The sequence below is a fragment of the Bradyrhizobium tropiciagri genome (assembly GCF_018130545.1).
GTDB lineage: Bacteria > Pseudomonadota > Alphaproteobacteria > Rhizobiales > Xanthobacteraceae > Bradyrhizobium > Bradyrhizobium tropiciagri_A.
Map to the genome: position 1 here is coordinate 521,827 of NZ_JAFCKF010000005.1, position 22,213 is coordinate 544,039.

The window sequence follows — 22,213 nt, forward strand, 5'->3', positions numbered from 1 at the left end:
CCCTCCCGCAAACGAGGCGGGTGGTCTAAGCTCCTGACATGACCACCAAGGCCGACCGCGCGGTCAATCGTACCGGCGTCTATCTCGCCGTGCTGCAGCTCGTGTTCACGCTGGGCTGGACCACCTACCTGATCTATTTGCCGAAGCTGTGCGCCGAAGTCGGCATCGCGCCTTCAACCGTGATCCTGATCCTGATGATGGATCAGGCCATCTTCACCATCACGGATACCGCGATGGGCATGGCCGCCGACAGGATTTCGATCCTGGTCGGCCGTCTCGGCCTGTTCGTCGGCATCGTTGCCGCGATCTCCTGCGCTGCCTTCATCGCTCTGCCTTATGTCGCCGGCACCGGGCCGGGTGCAAGGGTCTGGCTGATCGGACTGATCGTGATCTGGGCGGTGACGTCATCTGCGTTGCGCGCGCCGCCGCTGACGCTGCTTGGAAAATATCGCGCGCAGCCGTCGGTGCCGTTCCTCGCCGCGCTGGCGATGCTGGGCTACGGCATCGCGGGCGCGGTCTCGCCCTATCTTGGCGTCGTGCTGCGCGATCATGATGCGCGACTGCCGTTCGTGCTATCCGGCGCCGTGCTGCTGCTGACGGCGCTCGCGTTCTCCGGGATCGAACGGCGCGTCGCGGCGGAGACAGAGCCCGTGCGGCTCCCCGCGCCCGCAAAGCGGCTCGGCGCGGTGCCGATGTTCCTGATCGGATCGATGGTGCTGCTCTCGCTCGGCTATCAGCTGCACTTCAACATCAACAGCGCCCCGTTCTATTTGCGCTTCGCCAAATCGAATGAGCTGCAATGGCTGATGCCGGTGTTCTGGATCGGCTTTAACATCGCGATGTTTCCGGCCAGCATCGTCGTCAAGCATCGTGGCGGCCTGATCGTGATGGGCGCGGCGGGACTGCTCGGTGCTTTCGCCATCGTTGCCGCAGAGATCGCCGGAAGCCTCAACGTCCTGATCGCAGCGCAGTTCATGGCGGGCGCGGCCTGGGGCTGCATGCTGATGAGCGCGGTGTCCGCGGCGCTCGCGATCGGCGAGACCGGCGCGGAGGGCAAAGTCACCGGCCTCGTGTTCTCGGCGCTGGCGCTTGCGACCTTTGCGCGGATGGCGGCGGTCGCCGGCGGCCTGCAGAAGATGCCGGACTATGCGCCGCTGGTGCATTGGGCGCCGGTCGCCTGCTGGTCGGTCGCCGGAGCCGGCCTGCTCGTGATCGCCGCGTCGCGGCTGCACCGCGGCGTGAAGAGCGCCTAGTTATTCCGCGCCGGATGGATGAACGCCCAGGGCGAGACTTCGGAATCCGTCGGCACTTCCACCGAGATCACGTAGGGCCCGCCGTCGGCCAGCGCCTTCTCCAGCACGGGGCGGAAGTGATCGGGCGAGGTGACGCGCGCGGCGCCGACGCCGAAGGACTCCGCGAGCTTGACGAAATCCGGATTGACCAGGTCGGAGGCGACGACGCGGCCGTCGAAGCGCTCGCGCTGGTCGCGGCGGACATTGCCATAGGCGTTGTTGTTGAACACCAACGTCACCACGCCGATCTTGAACTGCACCGCGGTGGCAAGCTCCTGCACACCGAACATGAAACCGCCGTCGCCGGTGATCGCGACCACCGGCTTGTTCGGGTTGGCGACCTTGGCGCCGAGCGCGGTCGGGAAGCCCGAGCCGAGCGTGCCCTGATAGCCCGAGGTGACGAAGGTGCGCGGTTCGTAGATCGGAAAGCCGTACCAGGAGGCGAAGCCGACCTGCGACAGCTCGTCGGTGACGATGGCGTTCGCCGGCAGCACCTCGCGCAGGATCTTCAGATAGGCCATCTGCGGCTGGATGCGCTGGATCTCCTGCTCGGTCGCGGCAGTCGCCTCGCGGATCGCGGCGCGGCGGCCCGAGGTCTTGCTGTAGCCGGCCTTGCGGACGGCCGCGACGAGGTCGGCGGTCGCAGCCTTGGCGTCGGCGATCACGGCAGCGTCGGCCGGCCAGCGCCGCAGCTCGACCGGATCGATGTCGATACGCACGCATTTCAGACCGGTCGGCTGATACGGCCAGCGCGACATCGTCGGCAGCTCCATGCGGGTGCCGATGCCGATCATCAGATCGGTCTTCGGCCATAGCTTGTAGGCCGAGGCCATGGTGAGCCCGAGCTCGTGCGTGTTGGAGACGATGCCGCGGCCGCTACGAAAGGCGACCACAGGCGCGTCGATCATCTCGGCCAGTTCGAGGATTTCCTCGCGCGCCTCGATGGCGCCGCTGCCGACGAAGATCATCGGCGTCTTGCTGCCGGCGATCAGATCGGCGGCCGCCTTGATACGATCCGGATCGGGCTGCGGCGCCGGCAACGGATCGAATGGCTTGACGGCTGCGACCTGGGTGCGCTGGGTGAACACGTCCCACGGCATCTCCAGCGACGCCGGGCCCCGCCGGCCCGACAGCATCTCCTGGAAGGCGCGCGACACCATCGCAGGCGCGTTGTCGGGATATTCGATCCGCTCCGCCCATTTCACGAAGGTACGCAGCGTCGCCAGCTGATCCGGCATCTCGTGCAGATGGCCGCGGCCCTTGCCGAGGAATTGCGTCGGCACCTGGCCGGTCAGGCACAGCACCGGCTCGTTGCAGCCGAAGGCAGTGAGCAGCGCCGCCGAGGCGTTGAGCACGCCAGGGCCGGGCACCACGCTGAACACGCCGGGCTTGCCGGAGGAGCGGGCGTAGCCGAACGCCATGTAGCCGCAGGCCTGCTCATGCCGGGCGCCGATCACCTTGAGCTGCGCCTGGTGGAACGCATCGAACAGGCCATAGATCTGCGCGCCGGGCAGGCCGAACACGGTGTCGACGCCGTGAGCGACGAGGCCGTTGACGATCGCTTCGCCGCCGGATGTTGAGGTCATGGCACTGTCCACTTGCTTGCGGGGTTAGATGGCTTCGTCGACGACGCCGTTGCGCAGGATGCCGACGCCTTCGGCTTCGACCTCGACGACATCGCCGGGCTTCAGATAGCGCGGCGGATCGAACCGCGCACCCGCTCCGGTCGGCGTCCCCGTGACGATGATGTCGCCGGGAACCAATGTCGTGAAAGTCGAGATGTAGTTGATGAGGTAGCGGAAGCCGAAGATCAAGCGCGAGGTGCGGTCGTCCTGCCTGACCTCGCCGTTGACCCGCGTGGTCAGGCGGATATCAGCAATCTGCGCTTCGCTGCTGTAGGGCACGATCCATGGCCCGAAACTGCCGGTGGAATCGAAGTTCTTGCCCTGGGTCACGTTGAACTTGGCGTGCCGCACCCAGTCGCGGATGGTGCCTTCATTGCAGAGCGTGATCGCGGCGATGTGATCGAGCGCGGCGCTTTCCGGAATGTGTCGGCCGGCCTTGCCGATCACGAGTACCAGCTCGCCCTCATAGTCGAGCTGCGGCGAGATCCGCGGCCGCACCACCGGCGTGTTATGGCCGACGAAGGAGCGCGGCACCCGCAGGAACATGCTCGGGTATTTCGGCGCGTCTGAGCCGTCCTTGTACTCGGCATTGCGGTCCGGATAGTTGACGCCGATGCAAATGATCTTGTCCGGCGCCGGGATCGGCGGCTGCCAGGCGACCGCGTCGAGCGCGTGGTCGGGCGATCGCTTGGCGGCGTCTTCCACGAGCTTGCTCAGCGCACCGGCGGCGATCGCCTCGCGCAAGGTCGGATAATCCTTGGCGAAGCGCGACGAGAGGTCGACGATCCCAGTGTCGGTGACGGCGCCATAGCTGGTGGCGCCATTGACGGAATAGGTGGCGAGGCGAGGGGCTGACATTAGCGATCCAATTCTTGATGTCGTCCCGGCCAAGCGAAGCGCGAGCCGGGACCCATAACCACAGGCCTCACATTATGGCACGCGGGGCGACTATCCTGGTAGCAATGGGGTTCTGTGGTTATGGGTCCCTGCTTTCGCAGGGACGACGGGTGGATGGAGGCGTGCGTTAGTCCGCAACCAGCACGTCGGCGACGAAGCGCGGCTCGCGCACCGCCTGCCCTGCGAAGGTCGAACCTTCCTCGAACCAGGAGCGCGGCGCCGGCGCGCCCCACAGCGTCTGGCGGCGCGGATCGCGCAGCGACCAGCGCAGCGGCTCATGGTCGTGATCCCCGGTGAAATAATCGCTGGTGTAGAGCTCGATGCGATGGCCATCGGGATCGCGGATGTAGAGGAAGAAGGCGTTTGAGATGCCGTGCCGGCCCGGGCCGCGCTCGATGTTCTTGAGGAAGCCGGAGGAGGCCATCACGTCGCAGAGATGCACGATGTTCATCGCAGTCGGCACCCAATAGGCGATGTGGTGCAGGCGCGGACCTTTGCCGTTGGTGATGGCGAAGTCGTGGACATTGCCCTTGCGATGCATCCAGGCGGCTGCGATGCGGCCATTGTCGCCATCCTCCTCGGCATATTCGGTAAGGCGGAAGCCGAGCCGGGCGTAGAAATCGACGGTGTCCTGCACTTCGGCGGCGAACACGTTGAAATGGTCGAGCCGCTGCGGATGGCAACCCTTGTAGAGGTCGTAACGCCGTAACAGATGCGGGCGCTTCTCCATCGTGGCGTAGAGTTCGATCTGGAAGCCGAACGGATCGGTGAATTGCAGCGTGCGGCCCTGGAACGGCTGCTCGACGAAGGCATAGGTGATGCCGTTCTCGGAGCAGAAGGCGGCGGCCTTGTCGAGGTCAGCGTCATTGCCGACCTTGAAGCCGAGCCGGTTGCAGGCGGCTTTCGCCGCTTTGCGCAGTACCACCGAGTGATGCTGGTGCTCCTCGCTGGCGCGCAGATACACCGACTTGTCGTCGCGGTCCTCGACGTGGAGGCCGACCGTCTTCTCGTAGAACGCGGCGCTCTTGTCGAGGTCGGTGACGTCGAGCACGGCATGGCTGCAACGGATGATGTTGAACGGCGGATCGAAAACGTGGGTCGGAGCGGGCATCGGTGTTTCCTCAATTTTGGTTCGTCATTCCGGGCTCGCCGCCAAGCGTCGCACCGGAATGACGAGTGCTGGTTAAATTCCCAGTTTCTGAATCTTGTGCGTCCCGCGCGCGAGCGAGACGTGCTTGGTTTCCATGTAGAAGTCGAACGAGTAGTCGCCGCCGTCGCGGCCGATGCCTGATGACTTCATGCCGCCGAACGGGGTCGGCAGATGGCGGACGTTTTCCGAATTGAGCCAGATCATGCCGGCTTCCAGCGCATCGGCGACGCGCAGCGCGCGGCCCATGTCGCCGGTCCAGACATAGCCGGTCAGGCCGTATTGCACGCCGTTGGCGATCTCGATGGCATCAGTCTCGTCCTTGAACGGGATCACGGTCAGGAACGGGCCGAACACCTCCTCCTGTGCGACGCGCATGTTTGCGTTGGCGCCGGTGACCAGCGTCGGCTGCACATAATGGCCGCCGCCGGGGCCGTCATGCGCCTTGCCGCCGACTGCGATGGTGGCGCCGTCCTTCTTGGCGACGTCGAAATAGCTGCAGACCTTGGCGAGATGCCGCTCATGGATCAGCGGCCCGATCTCGGTCGCGGGATCGAGGGGATGACCGACCTTCAGCGCCTTGACGCGCGCGGTCAGCTTCTCGACGAACTTGTCGGCGATGCTCGCTTGAACCAGCAGCCGGCTCGACGAGGTGCAACGCTCGCCATTGAGCGAGTAGATCATGAACACCACGGCATCGAGCGCGCGGTCGAGATCGGCGTCGTCGAACACGATCACCGGGTTCTTGCCGCCGAGCTCGAAATGCACCCGCTTCAGGGTCGGTGCGCCCTGCGCCATGATCGCCGAGCCCGTCGAGCTTTCGCCGACAAACCCGATTGCCTTGATGGCGGGATGTTCGGTCAGCGCCTTGCCGGCCTCTTCGCCGAATCCATGCACGGTGTTCAGCACGCCGTCGGGAAGGCCGGCCTGCTTGGCGAGCTTGACCAGCATATCGGCGGTCACTGGCGACCATTCAGCGGGCTTGTGCACCACGGTGCAGCCGGCCGCGAGCGCCGGCGCGATCTTCCAGGTCGAGAGCATGAACGGCGTGTTCCACGGCGTTATCACGCCGACCGGGCCGATCGGCACGCGGGTCGAGATGTTCCAGTGCTCGTCCGAGGGCGTGTTGAGGCCGTCGCGGGCTTCGCCGCATTTATCGGCGAAGAAGCGGAAATTCTCCGCCGCGCGGATCGCGGCCTTGGCCATGAAGCGGTGCGCCTGGCCGGTGTCGATGCATTCGAGCACGGCGATATCGTCGGCGCGCTCCTCGATCGCATCGGCGACGCGATGCAGCACCTTGCGCCGTTGCGCCGCCGGCATGTCGCGCCAGGCCTTGAAGGCCTTGGCCGCGGCGGTTGCCGCGCGGTCGATATCCTCGGCATTGCCGCGTGCGACGGTCGCGAGCACCGTGCCGTCAACAGGCGATCTGGTCTCGAAGGTCTGGCCGGATGCCGCCGGCACGACCTTGCCGTCGATCACATTGCCGATGCCGTCGGCCTTTAACTTCGCGAGCAATGGACCGGCGCGATCGCGGTTGGCCTGAAACACGTCGGCTGATGACTTCGCTGTCGCTTTATCCATTGACTGTCTCCACCTTCAGTGCGTCGTGGATGTTGTTGCGTTTCCAGCTGGTTTCCTTGTCGTTGATCTGCATGTCGAACGACAGAGCGAACTTGCTGTTGGCGAAGACCGGATCGAGATGGGCCGATAGCGCCTTGAAAATGTGATCGCCGGCTTTCTTGCGGGCGGCGAGGTCGCGGCCTTCGCCGAGCCGCAGCACCATGTCGAGGAAGCCGTAAGTCTTGCGGCCGTCGGCGATCGCGTAGTGCTCGCACTTGATGGCGCGGACACGGATGCCGCCGAGCGGGAAGATGCCGGTCTCGACTGCGGCCTTGCGGACCACCTCAACCGTCGTGCCCATGTCGACGAGACCGTCGAGATTGGCGGAATATTCAAGCGTGAAATGCGGCATGCAGCGCTCCTGCTGGGTGCGTCAGGCGAAGTAGCAGCTCACGGAACCGTAAGGTCCGTAATCGGCCTGGATGGTGTCGCCCTTGCGGGTCTCGATCGGGCGGATGAAGGAGCCAGCCAGCACGACCTGGCCGGCCTCCAGCGCCAGCCCGTTCGGCGCGATCTTGTTGGCGAGCCACGCCACCGCGGTTGCCGGATGATTCAACACGCCGGCCGCGAGCCCGGTCTCCTCGAGCTGGCCATTTCTAAAGCAGAGCGCGCCGATCCAGCGCAGATCAGCCTCCAGCGGGCGGATCGGCCGGCCGCCGAGCACGATGCCAGCATTAGCGGCGTTGTCGGCGATGGTGTCGAAGATCTTGCGCGTCGCCTTGGTCTCGGGATCGACGCGTTCCACACGCGTATCCAGGATCTCCAGCGCCGGCACCACGAAGTCGGTGGCGTTGAGCACGTCGAACAGGGTGCAGTTCGGCCCAGCGAGGCGGTGCTTCATCACGAAGGCGAGCTCGGCCTCGACCCGGGTGGCGATGAAGCGGTCGGTCGGCACCAGGCCGCCATCGGCAAAGAACATGTCGTCGAGCAGGATGCCGGAATCCGGCTCGTCAATATTGAGCGCGCTCTGCATCGCCTTCGAGGTCAGGCCGATCTTGTGGCCCTTGACGACGCGCCCCTGCGCCACCTTCATCTCGACCCAGGACTTCTGAATCGCGTAGGCGTCTTCGAGGGTAATGCCGGGGTATTCCAGCGAAAGCTGGCGGATTTGCTTGCGGGTCTTTTCCGCGTTGTCGAGCCGCTCGGCGGCAGCGCGGATATCGTCCTTGGAGAGGGCCATGCGTGCTACACAAAAGTGGATGTCGGGAGATGATTAACATGTTAAATGAATTCCCGCAAACTGAATCCGGGCATGCTGCGGTGCAAAAGTTTGCGATTATGTTGCATGATCCGGAAAAGTGGGTACCGGTTCTCCGATCAGGATCATGCTCAAACAGAGAGATAGATCGTGACGACATCTCAAAGAGACGTCATCACGATCGGGATTAGTCATGGCGCGCAAGAAGTTGGATGAGATACGGCCGGAGGACGACGCGTCGGCGCGACGGACCCCGATGCGCGAATTCTCGCGCTCATTGCCGATGTCGCTGCTCCGCGCACGCGAAGCGGTGATGCGGCAATTCCGTCCGTCGCTGCGCAATCACGGCCTGACCGAGCAACAGTGGCGGATCCTGCGTGCGCTCACCGCGGTCGATGAGATCGAGGTTACCGAGCTCGCCCGCATGGCGTTTCTGCTCGGCCCGAGTCTGTCGCGAATCCTGCGCGATCTCGAGGCGCGCGCGCTGATCGAGCGCAAGGCGGCGGAAAACGACGCGCGGCGCGCGGTGGTCTCGATCTCCGCCAAGGGACTGAAGCTGATCGAGGCCGTGGCGCCGACGTCCGAGGTGATCTACGCCGCCATTACCAAGCGCTATGGCGTGCGCAAGCTTGCGGAGTTGCAGGAGATGCTGGGCGCGCTGGAAGCGAGCCTTGCCGGAATGGGCGCGGCCGATGACGCCGAGGTCGCGGCCGAAGAGTAGCCGCGGCCTGCGGGCCATGCCGCTCAGGCCATGTAGGGCACGCGCGAGATCACGTTGATGGTGCGGAATTCGGCGATCCAGCCCGCGACCTTCGAATGCGACCATTCGATATGGCGGCGCAGGATCGTCGCTGCCGCGTCGCCGTCGCGGGCGCGCAGGGCTTCGATGATCACCAGATGCTCGTCCATGAAGGAATCGATCTGTGGTGCGGTGAGGGCGACCTGAATGTGCTTGCCGATCACGAAAGCGCAGTGGGTGCGCTTGAGCGCTTCGAGCATCTCGCGATTGATGCCGTAGCCGAGGCAGCGGATATGCAGGTCGCCCTCGATCTCGTCGAGTTCGCCGACGCCGACGCCGTCACGGTACTGGATCCCTTCGCGCAGCCGCTCGGCCATCCGGTCAAGCAGCGCTGCAGGAATCCTTGCCGCGGCGGATTTCAGCAGCAGCGGCTCGAGGGTGGCGCGCACCTCGAAGATGTCGCGGAGGCGATCCTCGTCCAGTGGCACCACGTACCAATGCGCCTTGGCGCCTTTCTCCAGGATTCCGATCGCCTGCGCACGGAGTAGCAAATTGCGCGCGACGGTACGTCCGACCCGGAAGTGCCGCGCCAGCGCCAACTCGCTGACCCGGAAGCGTCCGAACAGCGAGCGGTAGATGATCTCGCGTTCGAGCTTGTAATAGAGCGTGTCCCAGGCATCGCTGCGCACAGCCTCGACCGGGCCGTCGGTCAATCCGAACATCTCCGGTGTGATCGGAATGCGCCGTGGATCGACGTTGCGCTTGCCGGCGATGACGCCGCGACCGTCGAACCGGCGCACCAGACCGATATGCTCGAGCTGTTCGAAGGCTTGCCGCACCGGCGAGCGGCTGGAGCCGAACAAGGTTGCGATCGCCGATTCGGAGAGGACAGCGCCGGGTGGCACATCGCCGGCCCGGATGTGCTTTGCCAATGCGCTCTTGATCAGCGCGTAGGCTGGCTGCTTCCGTCTGGTCTGCGATTTCGCTCTTGGAATCGACATCGATGACTGCCCGTCGGTCACATTAGTCGTAGCAGGCATTTACGCACCGCCGCCAGCGAAGTTTTGGCTATTGCGTGCAATGTGCAATCATGTTTAGCTGGGTCGATACGTTTGGATCGATTGTCGCCGTTGCACGTCTTGTGCGCTGCAGCGGCGTTAATGTTTGTTCGTCGCGCTGTTTTGATGGCCGCGGATCGGGCAACGGGTCTATGCGTCCAGCTCGTCTCAATGCAGCCGGCATCCAAGTTCGGCGCCATCAAGGGAGGATTGAATGAAACTGACGAGGCGTGAGTTTTCCGCCGGCTTGGCGGCAGGTCTCGCTGCTCCGGCGCTGATGCGCAGCGCGTGGGCGCAGGGCGCGACGATCAAGATCGGCATGTGCGTGCCGGTGACCGGTCCGGCCGCGGAGCAGGGGCTGTGGGCCCAGAACGGCGCCAAGCTGGCGCTGGCCGCGGTCAACAAGGCCGGCGGCGTGCTCGGCAAGCAGGTCGAACTCGTCATCGAGGACGACCAGACCACCAATCCGGGCATCGTGCTGGCGTTCTCCAAGCTCGCCGCGCAATCCGACATCGTCGCCTTCCTCGGCTCGATCCGTTCGACCCAGGTGCAGGCGATGGCCCCCGACGTGATCAAGGTCGGCAAGCCGGTCATGATCGGCGGCACCAATCCGGATCTCACCCATTCCGGCAATCCCTGGCTGTTCCGCTTCCGCCCGAATGACAATTATTCCGGCCGCGTGATCGCCGACTACGGCGTCAACACGCTCGGCAAGAAGAAATGGGCGATCGTGCATTCCACCGATGCCTTCGGCACCGCGGGCGGCAAGGCGCTCAGCGAAGCGTTGACCAAGCTCGGCGCGCCGCCGGTGCTCGACCAGGGCTACGCCAACCAGAGCCAGGACTTCACCCCGGTCGTGCTGGCCGTGAAGCAGTCCGGCGCCGACGTGCTCGGCACCTACTTCACCTTCGAGAACGATCTCGGCATCTTTGCCCGGCAGCTGCGCCAGCTCGGCGTCAACATTCCCTGGGTCGGTTCGCCCTCGGTGGTGGCGGTGTCCTCGACCAAGCTCGCCGGCCCTGCGCTGTTCGGCACCTACGGCGTCGCCGACTTCGCCGAAGATTCGAGCGACGTTGCGAAGGCGTTCGGCAAGTCCTACCGCGATGCCTACAAGACCGCGCCGGACAACCAGAGCGCCTGGCCCTATGACGCGATCACCATCCTGTCGGCGGCGATCAACAAGGCCGGCTCGACCGATCCGACCAAGATCCGCGAGGCCATTCTGGCGACGCAGAAATTCGCCGGCGCCGAAGGCGAATATAATTTCGACAAGAACGGCGACGGTCTGCACGGCTACAATGTCGTGAAGAACGACAAGGGCAAGATCGTCTACGACAAGCACATCGACTTCAACGATTGATCGCGGCTCGGCCTCGCCGTTGAACGCGGCGGGGCCGATCTACTGCGCACACTGTTCTGATCGAGCGCTGTCATGGATCTGGTTCTCCAACTGCTATTCACCGGAATCGGCATCGGCGCGGTCTACGCGCTGGTCGCGCTCGGTTTCGTGCTGATCTTCCGCGCCACCAACGTGGTGAATTTCGCGCAGGGCGAATTCTCGATGGTCGCCGCCTATCTGATGGTGGTCTGCGTCGAGCTCGGCCTGCCTTATTGGCTGTCCTTCGTGATTGCGCTTGCCGGCATGGCGCTGCTCGGCGTCATCTTCAATCTCGGCGTCTACTATCCGCTGCGCCACCGCACCTATCTGCCCGTGATCATCGCCACCATCGGCGCCTCGATCCTGCTGTCGAACTCGGTGCTCGCGATCTATGGTCCGCAGCCGCAGGTGCTGCAGGGCTGGTTCGATACGCCCGGCATCCAGCTCGGCCCGGTCTATCTCGACAGCCAGTATCTTCTGATCATCGGCGTCACGATCTTTCTGGTGCTGTTCAATTTCTGGTTCTTCGAGAAGACGCTGCTCGGCAAGAAGCTGCAGGCGACCTCGCAGGACAAGGAGATGGCCTCGCTGCTCGGCATTTCCGTCTCCACCATGATCATGATCACCTTCATCTATTCGGCCGTGCTCGGCGGTCTCGCCGGCATCCTGGTGGCGCCGGTGCTGTTCGTCTCGATCCAGATGGGCTCGACCATCGCGTTGAAGGCGTTTGCTGCCACCATCATCGGCGGTTTCGGTGATGTTGCGGGCGCCATCGTCGGCGGCCTCGCGCTCGGCGTGATCGAGACGTTCGGCGCCGCCTACATTTCGGTGCCGTACAAGGACGGCTTTGCCTTCCTGGTGCTGATCGCCTTCCTGGTGTTCCGGCCGCAGGGCATCTTCGGCGAACGCGTCGCGGAGAAAGCATGAGCGCCAGCGACAACATGATCCCGGCGCCCGCCGTGCGCTCGAAGCCGCTGATCATCCGGCATCTGCCGTATTTCCTCGGCGCCGCGGTGCTGGTGGCGCTCGCCGCCAGCATGCAGTTCGACGGTTACATCCTCAACATCCTGCTGCAGGCCACGACCTTCTCGATCGCGGTGTTCGGCTTGTCGGTCGTGCTCGGCCTGTGCGGCCAGATCAATCTGGCGCAGGCCGCGTTCTTCGGCTTCGGCGCTTATGCCGTCGGCCTCGGGACCGCCGACCTGCACCTGAACTTCTGGCTCTGCCTGGTCGGCGCCTGCGCGATCACGCTGGTTGCCGGTGCGTTCCTGGGCATGTCGACGCTGCGGCTCGGCGGGCATTACCTTGCGATGGTGACGATCTCGTTCCAGCAGATCGTGACGCTGGTGATGATCAACGCGGTCGGCGTGACCCACGGACCGGACGGCGTCGCCAACATCCGCCGGCCCGAGCTGTTCCAGTCCTCGCAGAGCTATCTGGCTTTCTGTGTCGCGATGCTCGCGATCGTCGGCTATCTGGTCTGGCATCTGCCTGACACCAAGCTGGGCCGCGCCATGCGGGCGGTGCGTGACAACGAGCTCGCGGCCGGTGTCAACGGCATCGATGTGTTCCGGACCAAGGTCTCCGCCTTTGCGGTGTGCGCGGTGCTCGGTGGCCTGGCGGGCGGCCTGTTCGCCGGCGGCTTCGCCTATGTCAGCCCGGACCAGTTCTCGTTTGCGGAATCGATCCAGTTCCTGACCATGTCGCTGCTCGGCGGCGTCGCCTCGCCGGTCGGCTCGGTGATCGGCACCGGCCTGCTGATCCTGATCCCGGAATGGCTGCGCTTCCTCAAGAGTGTGCCGGGTCTCTACCTCGCCATCTATGGCCTGTCGGTGATCCTGATCATCCGCTTCATGCCTGACGGCATCTGGGGCTTCGTGTCGGACGCCTTCACGCGCTGGCGTGCGCACACCAAGGCGCCGCCCGTTGCCGGAGCGCTTCACCTCAAGCCCGCGACCACGGGTGGCGACATCGTGCTCGAGGTCACCGGGCTCTCGAAGCATTTCGGCGGCCTCAAGGCGGTCGACGGTGTCGACATCGCGGTGAAGCGCGGCGGCGTGCATGCGCTGATCGGGCCCAACGGCTCCGGCAAGACCACGACGCTGAACGTGCTGTCCGGCCTCTACAAGGCCACATCAGGCAAGATCGTGCTCGACGGCACCGACATCACCAACATGGCACCGCATCAACGCACTGCCGCGGGTCTCGGACGTACCTTCCAGAACATTCGCCTGTTCCGCTCGATGACGGCGCTGGAGAATGTCGAGATCGGTGCCGAGCGGCCCGGCAACACCATGATCGGGAAGGGCGATGACGCGCTGACCGAACGGGCGATGGAGGCGCTGACCTTCGTCGGACTCGGCAGCCGCGCCAACGAATTGATCTCGAGCTTCTCCTACGGCCACCAGCGCCTGATCGAGATCGCGCGGGCGCTGGCCTCGAACCCGACGCTACTGCTACTCGACGAGCCGGCCGCCGGCCTCAACTCGACCGAGAAGCTGGAGCTGCATGAGCTGCTCAAGCGCATTGCAGTGCAAGGCCTCACCATCCTGATCATCGATCACGACATGACGCTGGTCTCGGAAGCCGCCCAGCACATCACCGTGCTGAACTTCGGACGCCGCATCGCGGACGGCGAATCGATGGCGGTGCTGCGCCATCCCGACGTCGTCTCCGCCTATCTCGGGAGCGAATGATGCCGCTGCTCGAAATCCGCAATCTCGTGGTCCGCTACGGCGAGATCGAAGCGCTGCGCGGCGTCACCATCGCCGTGGAGCAGGGCCAGGTGGTCACGCTGCTCGGCGCCAACGGTGCCGGCAAGTCGACCACGCTGCGCGCGATCTCCGGTCTCGCCAAGCCCACCTCCGGCGACATCATGTTCGATGGTCATTCGATCGCGGGCCTCGGGCCGGAAGCGATCGTGCGCCTCGGCATCTCGCATGTTCCGGAAGGCCGCCGCGTGTTTCCGGGCCTCACCGTGAAAGAGAACATCATGCTCGGCGCGTCGAACCGGAAGGTCTCGGCGTCGCAGATTTCGCGCGAAGCCGACGCGATGTTCGATCTGTTCCCGGATATCCGCTCGTTCTCCAACGTGCTCGGCTGGACGCTGTCCGGCGGCCAGCTGCAGATGGTCGCGGTGGCGCGCGGGCTGATGGCCAAGCCGCGGCTGTTGCTGCTCGACGAGCCGTCGCTCGGTCTCGCACCTGTGATCGTGCAGGCGGTGTTCCGCATCATTTCGCAGATCAGGAAGGACACCACGGTCTTGCTCGTCGAGCAAAATGCGCGCATGGGACTCTCGGTGGCCGATCACGGCTTTGTCCTCGAAACCGGGCGGATCGTGCTCGGTGGCAAGCCCGACGAATTGTGGGGTAATGAGGCCATCGCCGCCGCCTATCTCGGCGGCCACGCCAAGACCCACGCCTGACAACGTCCCGTGCTTTACTGAGCGAGCTGGTTTTTCATGGTCACCATCAAAGTCGATAATCTCATCAACTTCGTGTCCGAGGTGTTTTCGCATTCGGAGTCGTCTGCGGAAGAGGCGAAGCGCATCGCGACCTACCTGACGACGGCGAACCTCACCGGGCACGACAGTCACGGCGTGATCCGCGTGCCGGTTTATGTCCGGTGGAAGAAGATGGGCTCGATCGTGCCGAACCAGACCCCCGAGGTGGTGGTCGACACGCCGTCGCTCGCTGTCGTCGATGGCAAGTTCGGCTATGGCCAGACCGTCACGCCGGTTGCGGTGAGGCTCGGCATCGAGAAGTGCAAGAAAGCGGGGCTTGCTGCGGTCGCGCTGCGCAATTCCGGCCATCTCGGCCGCGTCGGCGACTGGGCCGAAATGGCCGCCGCCGAAGGCCTCGTTTCAATTCATTTCGTGACCGCGGCGGGCTCGCTGCTGGTCGCGCCCTATGGCGGCGTCGAGAAGCGGCTGTCGACCGCGCCCTATTGCGTCGGCATTCCGCGCCAGGGCCAGGATCCGATCGTGCTCGATTTCGCAACTTCAGTCGTCGCCGAGGGCAAGTGCCTGGTCGCGAGCCGGGGCGGCAAGAAGCTGCCGATCGGCGCGCTGGTCGATGCCGACGGCACGCTGAGCGAGGATCCGCATGTTCTGTATGGCCCATACACGCCGGACGGACCGCGCGACCACACCAAGGGAACCGGCGCGATCCGCGCCTTCGGCGATCACAAGGGCTCGGGTCTCGCCTTTATCTGCGAGCTGCTCGGCGGCGCGCTGACCGGCACCGGTGCGACATCGTCGGACCGCCGCTTCGCCAACGGCATGATGGCGTTCTACATCGATCCCAAGGTGATCGACACCAGCAACTTCTTCGACGGCGAAATCACCCGCTACACCGATTTCATCCGCGCCACCAAGCCGATCGCGGGCACGGATTCCGTGCTGGTTCCGGGCGATCCCGAGCGCAAGACCCGCGCCGATCGCACCAAGAACGGCATCCCCTTGCCTGACGACACCTGGGCGGCGATAGTGAATACCGCGCGCGAAGTCGGCGTCAGCGAAGTCTCGATCCAGCGGGCGACCAGCTGAGGCCTGCTCTCCAAGAAAACCCTTCAAGAAAACCTTCGAGAACCACAAAAGGAAACGCAATCAATGGCAAACAAGGTCAAGCAGGTCTGGGCATCGGGTAAGGCGGTGGTCAACGCGTGGCTCGCGATCCCCTCCGGGTTTTCGGCCGAAGTGATCGCGCAATGCGGCTTCGACAGCGTCACCGTCGACATGCAGCATGGCGTGCAGGATTATCAGTCGATGGTGCAATGCTTCCAGGCGATGCATGCCCATCCGGTGACGCCGATGGTCCGCGTGCCCTGGAATGAGCCCGGCATCATCGGCAAGGTGCTGGACGGCGGCGCCTATGGCGTGATCTGCCCGATGGTCAACACGCCGCAGGAAGCCAAGAACCTCGTTTCGTATGCCAAGTATCCGCCGAAGGGCGTGCGCTCCAACGGCCCGATCCGCTCCGGCATGTATGGCTCGGCCGGCAGCTATCAGCAGACCGCGAACGACGAGATCGTGCTGCTGCCGATGATGGAGACCAAGACCGCGGTCGAGAACATGGAAGCCATCCTCGATGTCGAAGGCATCGACGGCGTCTATATCGGCCCGTCCGATCTAGGCTTCTCCTACGGCCTGGTGCCGAAGCTCGATCGCGACGAGCCGGAGATCCTCAAGATCTACGAGAAGATCATCAAGGAGTGCGGCAAGCGCGGCCTCAACCCCGGCATCCACTGCTCCGGCGCCGAAGGCGCGGTGCGCGCGATCAACATGGGCTTCAAGCTCGTGACGCTGTCGAACGAAGTCGGCCTGATGCAGGTCTACGCCAAGATGCAGGTCAACCAGACCCGCGAGAAGTCCGGCGGCAAGGCGTAACTCGATCCTCTCCCTCGCCCCGTTCTTCACGGGGCCGAGACCAGCGAAGCTGGCTCTTGGAGGGTTGGGGTGAGGGGCATCTATCCGGCGAGCACCATCGTTGCAATTGACATCGTGCCTCGCCCCTCACCCGGATTGCTGACGCAATCCGACCTCTCCCCGCAAAGGACGGGGAGAGGTGAAGAAGAAAGCACCAAGGAGAACTCCCATGGCCTCGGCTCAAGTGATCCGCCTGCACGCCGACGATAGCGTCCTGATCGCGCGCGCGAGCCTGCCGCCGGGATTGGAGGTGACCGACGGCGTCACCACGGTCGATCGGATTCCGGCCGGCCACAAGGTTGCGATCAAGCCGATTGCGCAGGGCGAGCCGATCCGCCGCTACGGCCAGATCATCGGCTTCGCGACCCAGCCGATCGCGCCCGGCCAGCACGTGCACACCCAGAACTGCGGCATGGGCGATTTCGCCAAGGACTATGCCTATGGCGTCGACGTCAAGCCGGTCCCGAACTTCGATCTGCCGGCGACGTTCGAGGGCATCCGCCGCGCCGACGGCCGCGTCGCGACGCGCAACTATATCGGCATCCTCACCTCGGTGAATTGCAGCGCCCATGTCGCCGGGATCGTCGCCGACATGTTCAAGAAGAATCCGTTCACCGGCGACAATCCGCTGGCTGACTTCCCGAATGTCGACGGCGTCGTCGCGCTGACCCACAAGACCGGCTGCGGCATGACCCAGGACGAGCCGCTGGCGCTGCTCCGCCGCACGCTCGGCGGCTATGCGCGCCACGTCAATTTCTCCAACGTCATCGTGCTCGGCCTCGGCTGCGAGGTGAACCAGATCGGCGGCCTGATGCAGGAGCAGAAGCTTGCCGGCCGGCTGCGTGCGATGGACATCCAGGAGGTCGGCGGCACGCGCAAGACCGTGGAAGCCGGCGTTGCCTTCGTCAAGGAAGCACTCGCCGACGCCAACAAGGTCAAGCGCGAGGCGGTACCCGCGAGCGAGCTCACCGTAGCACTGCAATGCGGCGGCTCGGACGGTTACTCCGGCGTGTCGGCCAATCCGGCGCTTGGTGCGGCGAGCGATCTGCTCGTGCGTCACGGCGGCACCGTCATTCTCTCGGAGACGCCCGAGACCTACGGCGCGGAGCATTTGCTGACGCGTCGCGCGGTCAGCCGCGAGGTCGGCGAGAAGCTGGTCGGCCTGATGCGCTGGTGGGAGGAATACACCCAGCGCGAAGGCGCCGAGATGAACGCCAATCCGAGCCCCGGCAACAAGGCCGGCGGCCTCACCACGATCCTGGAGAAGTCTCTCGGCGCGATGGCCAAGGCCGGCAGCACCAACCTCGTCGACGTCCTGAATTACGCCGAGCCCGTCACCAAGAAGGGCTTCGTGTTCATGGATACGCCCGGCTACGACCCGGTTGCCGCCACCGGGCAGGTCGCCGGCGGCGCTAACCTCGTCTGCTTCACCACCGGCCGCGGCAGCGTGTTCGGCTGCAAGCCGGCGCCGTCGATCAAGCTCGCCACCAACACGCCGATGTACAAGCGGATGGAAGACGACATGGACGTCAATTGCGGCACCATCCTCGACGGCGAGGAGAGCGTGCAGGAATGCGGCCAGCGCATCTTCGACCTCATCCTCAAGACCGCCTCGGGCCAGCCGACCAAGAGCGAGAGTTTTGACTTCGGCGGCGCCGAGTTTGCGCCGTGGGTGCTCGGCGCAACGATGTAGTTTAGGGCTGCGATCTAGCCTTACACTCCGCTGTCGTCCCTGCGAAAGCAGGGACCCGTACCGCGTAATCCATCGATCAAGAGCGGTGGTAGACACCTTTCGCATCACCATGGGCGGTGGTTATGGGTCCCTGCTTTCGCAGGGACGACGAGTTCTGTTGACGCGGCGTCCCTGAATACGCTTCCCTGCGTCCGGGTTACGGACTGGACGGAGGACACATGCGCGCGCTTCGGTTCGGAATTGTTGGATGCCTCGCATTTCTAGCCGCTTTGACGTTCGGCGCCGTTTCGGCTGACGCCACGACCATCGTCGCGCTGGGCGCGAGCAACACCTACGGCAAGGGCGTTGCGCGCAATCAGGCCTATCCCGCGCAGCTCGAAGCGATCCTGCGGGCCAAGGGATTGAACGTCCGTATCGTCAACGCCGGCATCAATGGCGACACCACCGAAGGGATGCTGCAACGGCTCGACCGGGCGGTCCCGAACGGCACCCGTGCGGTGATCTTGCAGCCGGGCGGCAACGACCGGCGTAAGGGCAGCCCCGACCGGACAGCGGATATTCAAAGCCGTCTCAGCGCCCGCGGCATCAAGGTGATCATGCTCCCCAACGGCATGCTGGGCGGACTTCCGCATCAGCCCGACGGCGTGCACCTGACGCCCGAAGGCTATCATATGCTTGCCGAGCAGCTTGCTTCGCAGGTATCCGGAGCGATCGGCCGCTAGCCGGTGAGGGCGATCGGCCGCGGCCATTGCTGACCTCGTGACGTCACGCGGATATTTCCTGGGCAATCGCTGCCCGTTGTTAGTGCTTGATCCATACCGGAACCAGTGTTCTGCTCAAAAAAGCTGCTGGAGTCCTCGGTCCGTGTCGATCTTCGTCGCACTGCATCACGTCACGCACTACAAATACGACCGGCCGATCGATCTCGGGCCCCAGACCATTCGGCTCCGGCCCGCGCCGCATACGCGCACGCCGATCCTGAGCTATTCGCTCAAGGTCACGCCGGCTAATCACTTCGTGAACTGGCAGCAGGACCCGCAGGGCAACTGGCTGGCTCGCTACGTATTTCCGGAGAAGGCGACCGAGCTCAAGGTCGAGGTCGACTTCACCGCGCAGATGACGGTGGTCAATCCGTTCGACTTCTTCGTCGAGCCTTACGCCAACGCTTTTCCATTCGAATACCCCGCCGATCTCAAGACCGAGCTCGCGCCCTATCTCGAGACCGATGAGCCCGGCCCACTGCTCACGGCCTATCTGAAGGAGATTCCGCGCAAGGCCGACTCTATCGTCAACTTCCTGGTCGAGCTGAACGCGCAGCTGCAGAAGAAGATCAGCTACGTCATCCGCATGGAGGCCGGCATCCAGTCGCCGGAAGAGACGCTGGCAGCGGGCTCCGGCTCCTGCCGCGACTCGGCATGGCTCTTAATCCAGGCGCTGCGCCATCTCGGACTCGCTACGCGCTTCGTCTCCGGCTATCTCATCCAGCTGCGGCCCGACATCGATCCACTCGAGGGGCCGCGCGAAGTCGAGAGCGATTTCACCGATCTGCACGCCTGGGCCGAGGTCTATCTGCCGGGCGCTGGCTGGATCGGTTTCGACGTCACCTCCGGCATGCTCACGGGCGAGGGGCACATTCCGGTTTGCGCCACGCCGCATTATCGCTCGGCGGCGCCGGTGACCGGCACCGCCGGCTTCGCCAATGTCGAATTCGGCTTCGAGATGAACGTCAAGCGGATCCGAGAGGCGCCGCGGATCACCCGGCCGTTCTCGGATGATTCCTGGGCTCGGCTCGACCGGGTCGGCGAGCAGGTCGATGCCGATCTGACGAAAGACGACGTGCGGCTGACCATGGGCGGCGAGCCGACCTTCGTGTCGGTCGACGATCTGGAATCGCCGGAGTGGAATGTCGCCGCGGTCGGCCCGACCAAGCGCGCGCTGGCTGACGAATTGATCCGCAAGCTGCGGACGCGGTTCGCGCCGGGCGGGTTGCTGCATTACGGCCAGGGCAAATGGTATCCTGGCGAGAGCCTGCCGCGCTGGGCGTTCGGTCTCTACTGGCGCAAGGACGGCAAGCCGATCTGGAAGAACGCCGATCTGATCGCCAGCATTGAGAATTCGCGCAAGGCCGAGGTGGCCGATGCCGAGCGCTTTGCCGTCGGCACTGCGAAGAAGCTCGGACTCGGCGCCGACTATGTCATGCCGGCCTATGAAGATCCGGCGTTCTGGTTGCAGCGTGAAGCCGGGCTGCCGGCCAACGTTACGCCCGAGAACTCCAAGCTGACGGATGCCGAAGAGCGCGCGCGCCTGGCGCGGGTGTTCGACGAGGGACTGACGACGCCGAAGGGCTTTGTGCTGCCGATCCAGCGCTGGACGCCACTTGCCGACAAAATCCCTGCGCGCTGGCGCAGTGAGCACTGGAAGATCCGCCGCAGCCATCTGTTCGCATCACCCGGCGATTCCCCGCTCGGCCTGCGGCTGCCGATCGGCTCGCTCGAACATGTTCCGCCCGAGGACTATCCTTACATCGTCGAGCAGGATCCGATGGCGCCGCGCGAGGCGCTTGCCGATGCGGAGCTGAAGCAGGCGCTGAAGCACATCCCCGAACCGCTGCCGGTGCGCACCGCAATGGTGATCGAAGTCCGCGACAGCGTGCTCTGTGTCTTCATGCCGCCGGTCGAGAAGGTCGACGACTATCTCGAGCTGATCACGGCAATCGAGGCGACCGCCGAGGAAACGCAGCTCGCGGTGCATGTCGAAGGTTATTCGCCGCCGTTCGATCCGCGCGTCGAGGTGATCAAGGTGACGCCGGACCCCGGCGTGATCGAGATCAACGTGCAGCCCGCGCAGAGCTGGCGCGAAGCTGTCGACATCACGCTCGGTCTCTATGAGGACTCGGCAAAGACGCGGCTTGGCGCCAATCGGTTCCTGATCGATGGCCGCCACACCGGCACCGGCGGCGGCAACCATATCGTGGTCGGCGGCAGCAAGCCGGAGGATTCGCCGTTCCTGCGCCGGCCCGATCTGCTGAAGAGCCTCGTGCTGTATTGGCAGCGGCATCCGTCGCTGTCCTATCTGTTCTCCGGCATGTTCATCGGCCCGACCAGCCAGGCGCCGCGCATCGACGAGGCGCGGCATGATGGACTTTATGAACTGGAGATCGCGCTGTCGCACGTGCCGCCGCCGGGCATGGATGCGCCGTTGTGGCTGGTCGATCGGCTGTTCCGGCACATCCTGGTCGACATCACCGGCAACACCCATCGCGCCGAGATCTGCATCGACAAGCTCTATTCGCCCGATGGCCCGACCGGCCGGCTTGGCCTGGTCGAATTCCGCGCGCTCGAGATGCCGCCTGATCCGCGGATGTCGCTGGCGCAGCAGCTTCTGATCCGCGCGCTGATCGCAAAACTGTGGCGCGAGCCGCAGCAGGGCAAGTTCGTGCGCTGGGGCACCGCGCTGCATGACCGCTTCATGCTGCCGCATTTCCTCTGGGAGGATTTCCTTGGTGTGCTCGCTGAGCTCAAGCAGTCCGGCTACGACGTCGAGCCGGAATGGTATCAGGCGCAGCTCGAATTTCGCTTCCCCGCCTTCGGCCGCGTCCATCATGGTGCCGTCGGCCTCGAACTGCGGCAGGCGCTGGAGCCGTGGCACGTGCTGGGCGAGGAGGGCACCTCCGGCGGCACGGTGCGCTACGTCGATTCGTCGGTCGAGCGGTTGCAGGTGAAGGCGACCGGATTCGTCGAGGGCCGCCACGTCATCACCTGCAACGGCAGGCGAATGCCGATGACCGAGACCGGCCGCTCGGGTGAGGCGGTCGCCAGCGTCCGCTTCAAGGCCTGGCAGCCGGCCTCGGGCCTGCATCCGACCATTCCGGTGCACGCGCCGTTGACATTCGACTTGATCGACACCTGGAACGGCCGCTCGCTCGGCGGTTGCGTGTATCACGTCGCCCATCCCGGCGGCCGCAATTATGAAACCAAGCCGGTCAATTCCTACGAGGCCGAGGCGCGGCGGCTGGCGCGCTTCCAGGAGCACGGTCATACCCCCGGCAAGATCGAAACGCCGCCGGAGGAACGCACAATTGAGTTTCCCTTGACCCTCGACTTGCGGACGCCGCTCCTGCAGTAATTGGGCTCAGGGGAAG

The 22,213-nt window shown here is 64.7% G+C and carries 18 protein-coding genes; 11 read left to right on the forward strand and 7 right to left on the reverse strand.

Annotation, left to right across the window (positions count from 1 at the left end):
* The first annotated feature begins 38 nt into the window (after positions 1–38).
* A complete protein-coding gene (locus JQ616_RS24015; RefSeq protein WP_212018670.1) occupies positions 39–1,253 on the forward strand; it encodes an MFS transporter in 1,215 nt (404 codons plus the stop codon).
* Here JQ616_RS24015 and JQ616_RS24020 read toward each other — a convergent pair.
* The 6 genes from JQ616_RS24020 to hpaH form a co-directional block, all read right to left on the reverse strand.
* The gene (locus tag JQ616_RS24020; RefSeq protein WP_212018672.1) at positions 1,250–2,878 is read right to left on the reverse strand and encodes a thiamine pyrophosphate-dependent enzyme; all 1,629 of its coding nucleotides are present in this window, start codon (positions 2,876–2,878) and stop codon (positions 1,250–1,252) included. The genes JQ616_RS24015 and JQ616_RS24020 overlap by 4 nt on opposite strands.
* Before the next feature lie 24 nt (positions 2,879–2,902).
* Positions 2,903–3,775 carry a fumarylacetoacetate hydrolase family protein gene (locus JQ616_RS24025; protein WP_212018674.1) on the reverse strand — a complete coding sequence of 291 codons (873 nt, stop codon included), beginning with the start codon at positions 3,773–3,775 and terminating at the stop codon, positions 2,903–2,905.
* A gap of 166 nt (positions 3,776–3,941) precedes the next feature.
* Positions 3,942–4,925, reverse strand: coding sequence for a 3,4-dihydroxyphenylacetate 2,3-dioxygenase (gene hpaD, locus JQ616_RS24030; protein ID WP_212018676.1), 984 nt, complete (start codon positions 4,923–4,925; stop codon positions 3,942–3,944).
* A 72-nt stretch (positions 4,926–4,997) separates the two neighbouring features.
* Entirely contained in the window at positions 4,998–6,542 is a 1,545-nt protein-coding gene (gene hpaE, locus JQ616_RS24035) for a 5-carboxymethyl-2-hydroxymuconate semialdehyde dehydrogenase (RefSeq protein ID WP_212018678.1), read from the reverse strand.
* On the reverse strand, positions 6,535–6,933 hold the full coding sequence (locus JQ616_RS24040; protein WP_212018680.1) for a 5-carboxymethyl-2-hydroxymuconate Delta-isomerase: 399 nt from the start codon (positions 6,931–6,933) through the stop codon (positions 6,535–6,537). The genes hpaE and JQ616_RS24040 overlap by 8 nt, the downstream gene beginning before the upstream one ends.
* A gap of 21 nt (positions 6,934–6,954) precedes the next feature.
* Complete coding sequence (hpaH, locus tag JQ616_RS24045; RefSeq protein WP_212018682.1) at positions 6,955–7,761, reverse strand: 2-oxo-hept-4-ene-1,7-dioate hydratase; 807 nt, start codon at positions 7,759–7,761, stop codon at positions 6,955–6,957.
* Positions 7,762–7,972: 211 nt separating this feature from the next.
* Between hpaH and hpaR the strand changes: the two genes are divergently transcribed.
* Entirely contained in the window at positions 7,973–8,500 is a 528-nt protein-coding gene (gene hpaR / locus JQ616_RS24050) for a homoprotocatechuate degradation operon regulator HpaR (RefSeq protein ID WP_212018684.1), read from the forward strand.
* A gap of 23 nt (positions 8,501–8,523) precedes the next feature.
* Here the strand turns inward: hpaR and JQ616_RS24055 are convergent, their stop codons facing one another.
* Positions 8,524–9,519: a GntR family transcriptional regulator gene (locus JQ616_RS24055; protein ID WP_212018686.1), complete on the reverse strand. Its 996-nt coding sequence runs from the start codon at positions 9,517–9,519 to the stop codon at positions 8,524–8,526.
* A 271-nt stretch (positions 9,520–9,790) separates the two neighbouring features.
* Between JQ616_RS24055 and JQ616_RS24060 the strand changes: the two genes are divergently transcribed.
* The 9 genes from JQ616_RS24060 (at position 9,791) to JQ616_RS24100 (ending at position 22,197) form a co-directional block, all read left to right on the forward strand.
* Complete coding sequence (locus JQ616_RS24060) at positions 9,791–10,936, forward strand: ABC transporter substrate-binding protein (RefSeq protein WP_212018688.1); 1,146 nt, start codon at positions 9,791–9,793, stop codon at positions 10,934–10,936.
* Positions 10,937–11,008: 72 nt separating this feature from the next.
* On the forward strand, positions 11,009–11,881 hold the full coding sequence (locus JQ616_RS24065; RefSeq protein ID WP_024579420.1) for a branched-chain amino acid ABC transporter permease: 873 nt from the start codon (positions 11,009–11,011) through the stop codon (positions 11,879–11,881).
* Complete coding sequence (locus JQ616_RS24070; RefSeq protein ID WP_212018690.1) at positions 11,878–13,650, forward strand: branched-chain amino acid ABC transporter ATP-binding protein/permease; 1,773 nt, start codon at positions 11,878–11,880, stop codon at positions 13,648–13,650. Before JQ616_RS24065 ends, JQ616_RS24070 begins: the two co-directional genes overlap by 4 nt.
* A complete protein-coding gene (locus JQ616_RS24075; RefSeq protein WP_212018692.1) occupies positions 13,650–14,378 on the forward strand; it encodes an ABC transporter ATP-binding protein in 729 nt (242 codons plus the stop codon). The genes JQ616_RS24070 and JQ616_RS24075 overlap by 1 nt, the downstream gene beginning before the upstream one ends.
* 36 nt (positions 14,379–14,414) lie before the next feature.
* Positions 14,415–15,500: a malate/lactate/ureidoglycolate dehydrogenase gene (locus JQ616_RS24080; RefSeq protein ID WP_212018694.1), complete on the forward strand. Its 1,086-nt coding sequence runs from the start codon at positions 14,415–14,417 to the stop codon at positions 15,498–15,500.
* A 63-nt stretch (positions 15,501–15,563) separates the two neighbouring features.
* The gene (locus JQ616_RS24085; protein ID WP_212018696.1) at positions 15,564–16,340 is read left to right on the forward strand and encodes an HpcH/HpaI aldolase family protein; all 777 of its coding nucleotides are present in this window, start codon (positions 15,564–15,566) and stop codon (positions 16,338–16,340) included.
* A 208-nt stretch (positions 16,341–16,548) separates the two neighbouring features.
* Positions 16,549–18,072: a UxaA family hydrolase gene (locus JQ616_RS24090; RefSeq protein WP_212018698.1), complete on the forward strand. Its 1,524-nt coding sequence runs from the start codon at positions 16,549–16,551 to the stop codon at positions 18,070–18,072.
* Between the two features lie 218 nt (positions 18,073–18,290).
* Positions 18,291–18,794: a GDSL-type esterase/lipase family protein gene (locus JQ616_RS24095; RefSeq protein ID WP_249137161.1), complete on the forward strand. Its 504-nt coding sequence runs from the start codon at positions 18,291–18,293 to the stop codon at positions 18,792–18,794.
* Between the two features lie 142 nt (positions 18,795–18,936).
* The gene (locus JQ616_RS24100) at positions 18,937–22,197 is read left to right on the forward strand and encodes a DUF2126 domain-containing protein (RefSeq protein WP_212018700.1); all 3,261 of its coding nucleotides are present in this window, start codon (positions 18,937–18,939) and stop codon (positions 22,195–22,197) included.
* Positions 22,198–22,213: the final 16 nt, after the last annotated feature.

Coding starts and splice junctions, on each gene's coding strand:
- hpaE (WP_212018678.1), bottom strand. CDS start 6,542: ATGGATAAAGCGACAGCGAAGTCATCAGCCGACGTGTTTCAGGCCAAC.
- JQ616_RS24075 (WP_212018692.1), top strand. CDS start 13,650: ATGCCGCTGCTCGAAATCCGCAATCTCGTGGTCCGCTACGGCGAGATC.
- hpaH (WP_212018682.1), bottom strand. CDS start 7,761: ATGGCCCTCTCCAAGGACGATATCCGCGCTGCCGCCGAGCGGCTCGAC.
- JQ616_RS24065 (WP_024579420.1), top strand. CDS start 11,009: ATGGATCTGGTTCTCCAACTGCTATTCACCGGAATCGGCATCGGCGCG.
- JQ616_RS24090 (WP_212018698.1), top strand. CDS start 16,549: ATGGCCTCGGCTCAAGTGATCCGCCTGCACGCCGACGATAGCGTCCTG.
- JQ616_RS24095 (WP_249137161.1), top strand. CDS start 18,291: ATGCGCGCGCTTCGGTTCGGAATTGTTGGATGCCTCGCATTTCTAGCC.
- JQ616_RS24080 (WP_212018694.1), top strand. CDS start 14,415: ATGGTCACCATCAAAGTCGATAATCTCATCAACTTCGTGTCCGAGGTG.
- JQ616_RS24020 (WP_212018672.1), bottom strand. CDS start 2,878: ATGACCTCAACATCCGGCGGCGAAGCGATCGTCAACGGCCTCGTCGCT.
- JQ616_RS24060 (WP_212018688.1), top strand. CDS start 9,791: ATGAAACTGACGAGGCGTGAGTTTTCCGCCGGCTTGGCGGCAGGTCTC.
- hpaR (WP_212018684.1), top strand. CDS start 7,973: ATGGCGCGCAAGAAGTTGGATGAGATACGGCCGGAGGACGACGCGTCG.
- JQ616_RS24025 (WP_212018674.1), bottom strand. CDS start 3,775: ATGTCAGCCCCTCGCCTCGCCACCTATTCCGTCAATGGCGCCACCAGC.
- hpaD (WP_212018676.1), bottom strand. CDS start 4,925: ATGCCCGCTCCGACCCACGTTTTCGATCCGCCGTTCAACATCATCCGT.
- JQ616_RS24085 (WP_212018696.1), top strand. CDS start 15,564: ATGGCAAACAAGGTCAAGCAGGTCTGGGCATCGGGTAAGGCGGTGGTC.
- JQ616_RS24055 (WP_212018686.1), bottom strand. CDS start 9,519: ATGTCGATTCCAAGAGCGAAATCGCAGACCAGACGGAAGCAGCCAGCC.
- JQ616_RS24040 (WP_212018680.1), bottom strand. CDS start 6,933: ATGCCGCATTTCACGCTTGAATATTCCGCCAATCTCGACGGTCTCGTC.
- JQ616_RS24070 (WP_212018690.1), top strand. CDS start 11,878: ATGAGCGCCAGCGACAACATGATCCCGGCGCCCGCCGTGCGCTCGAAG.
- JQ616_RS24015 (WP_212018670.1), top strand. CDS start 39: ATGACCACCAAGGCCGACCGCGCGGTCAATCGTACCGGCGTCTATCTC.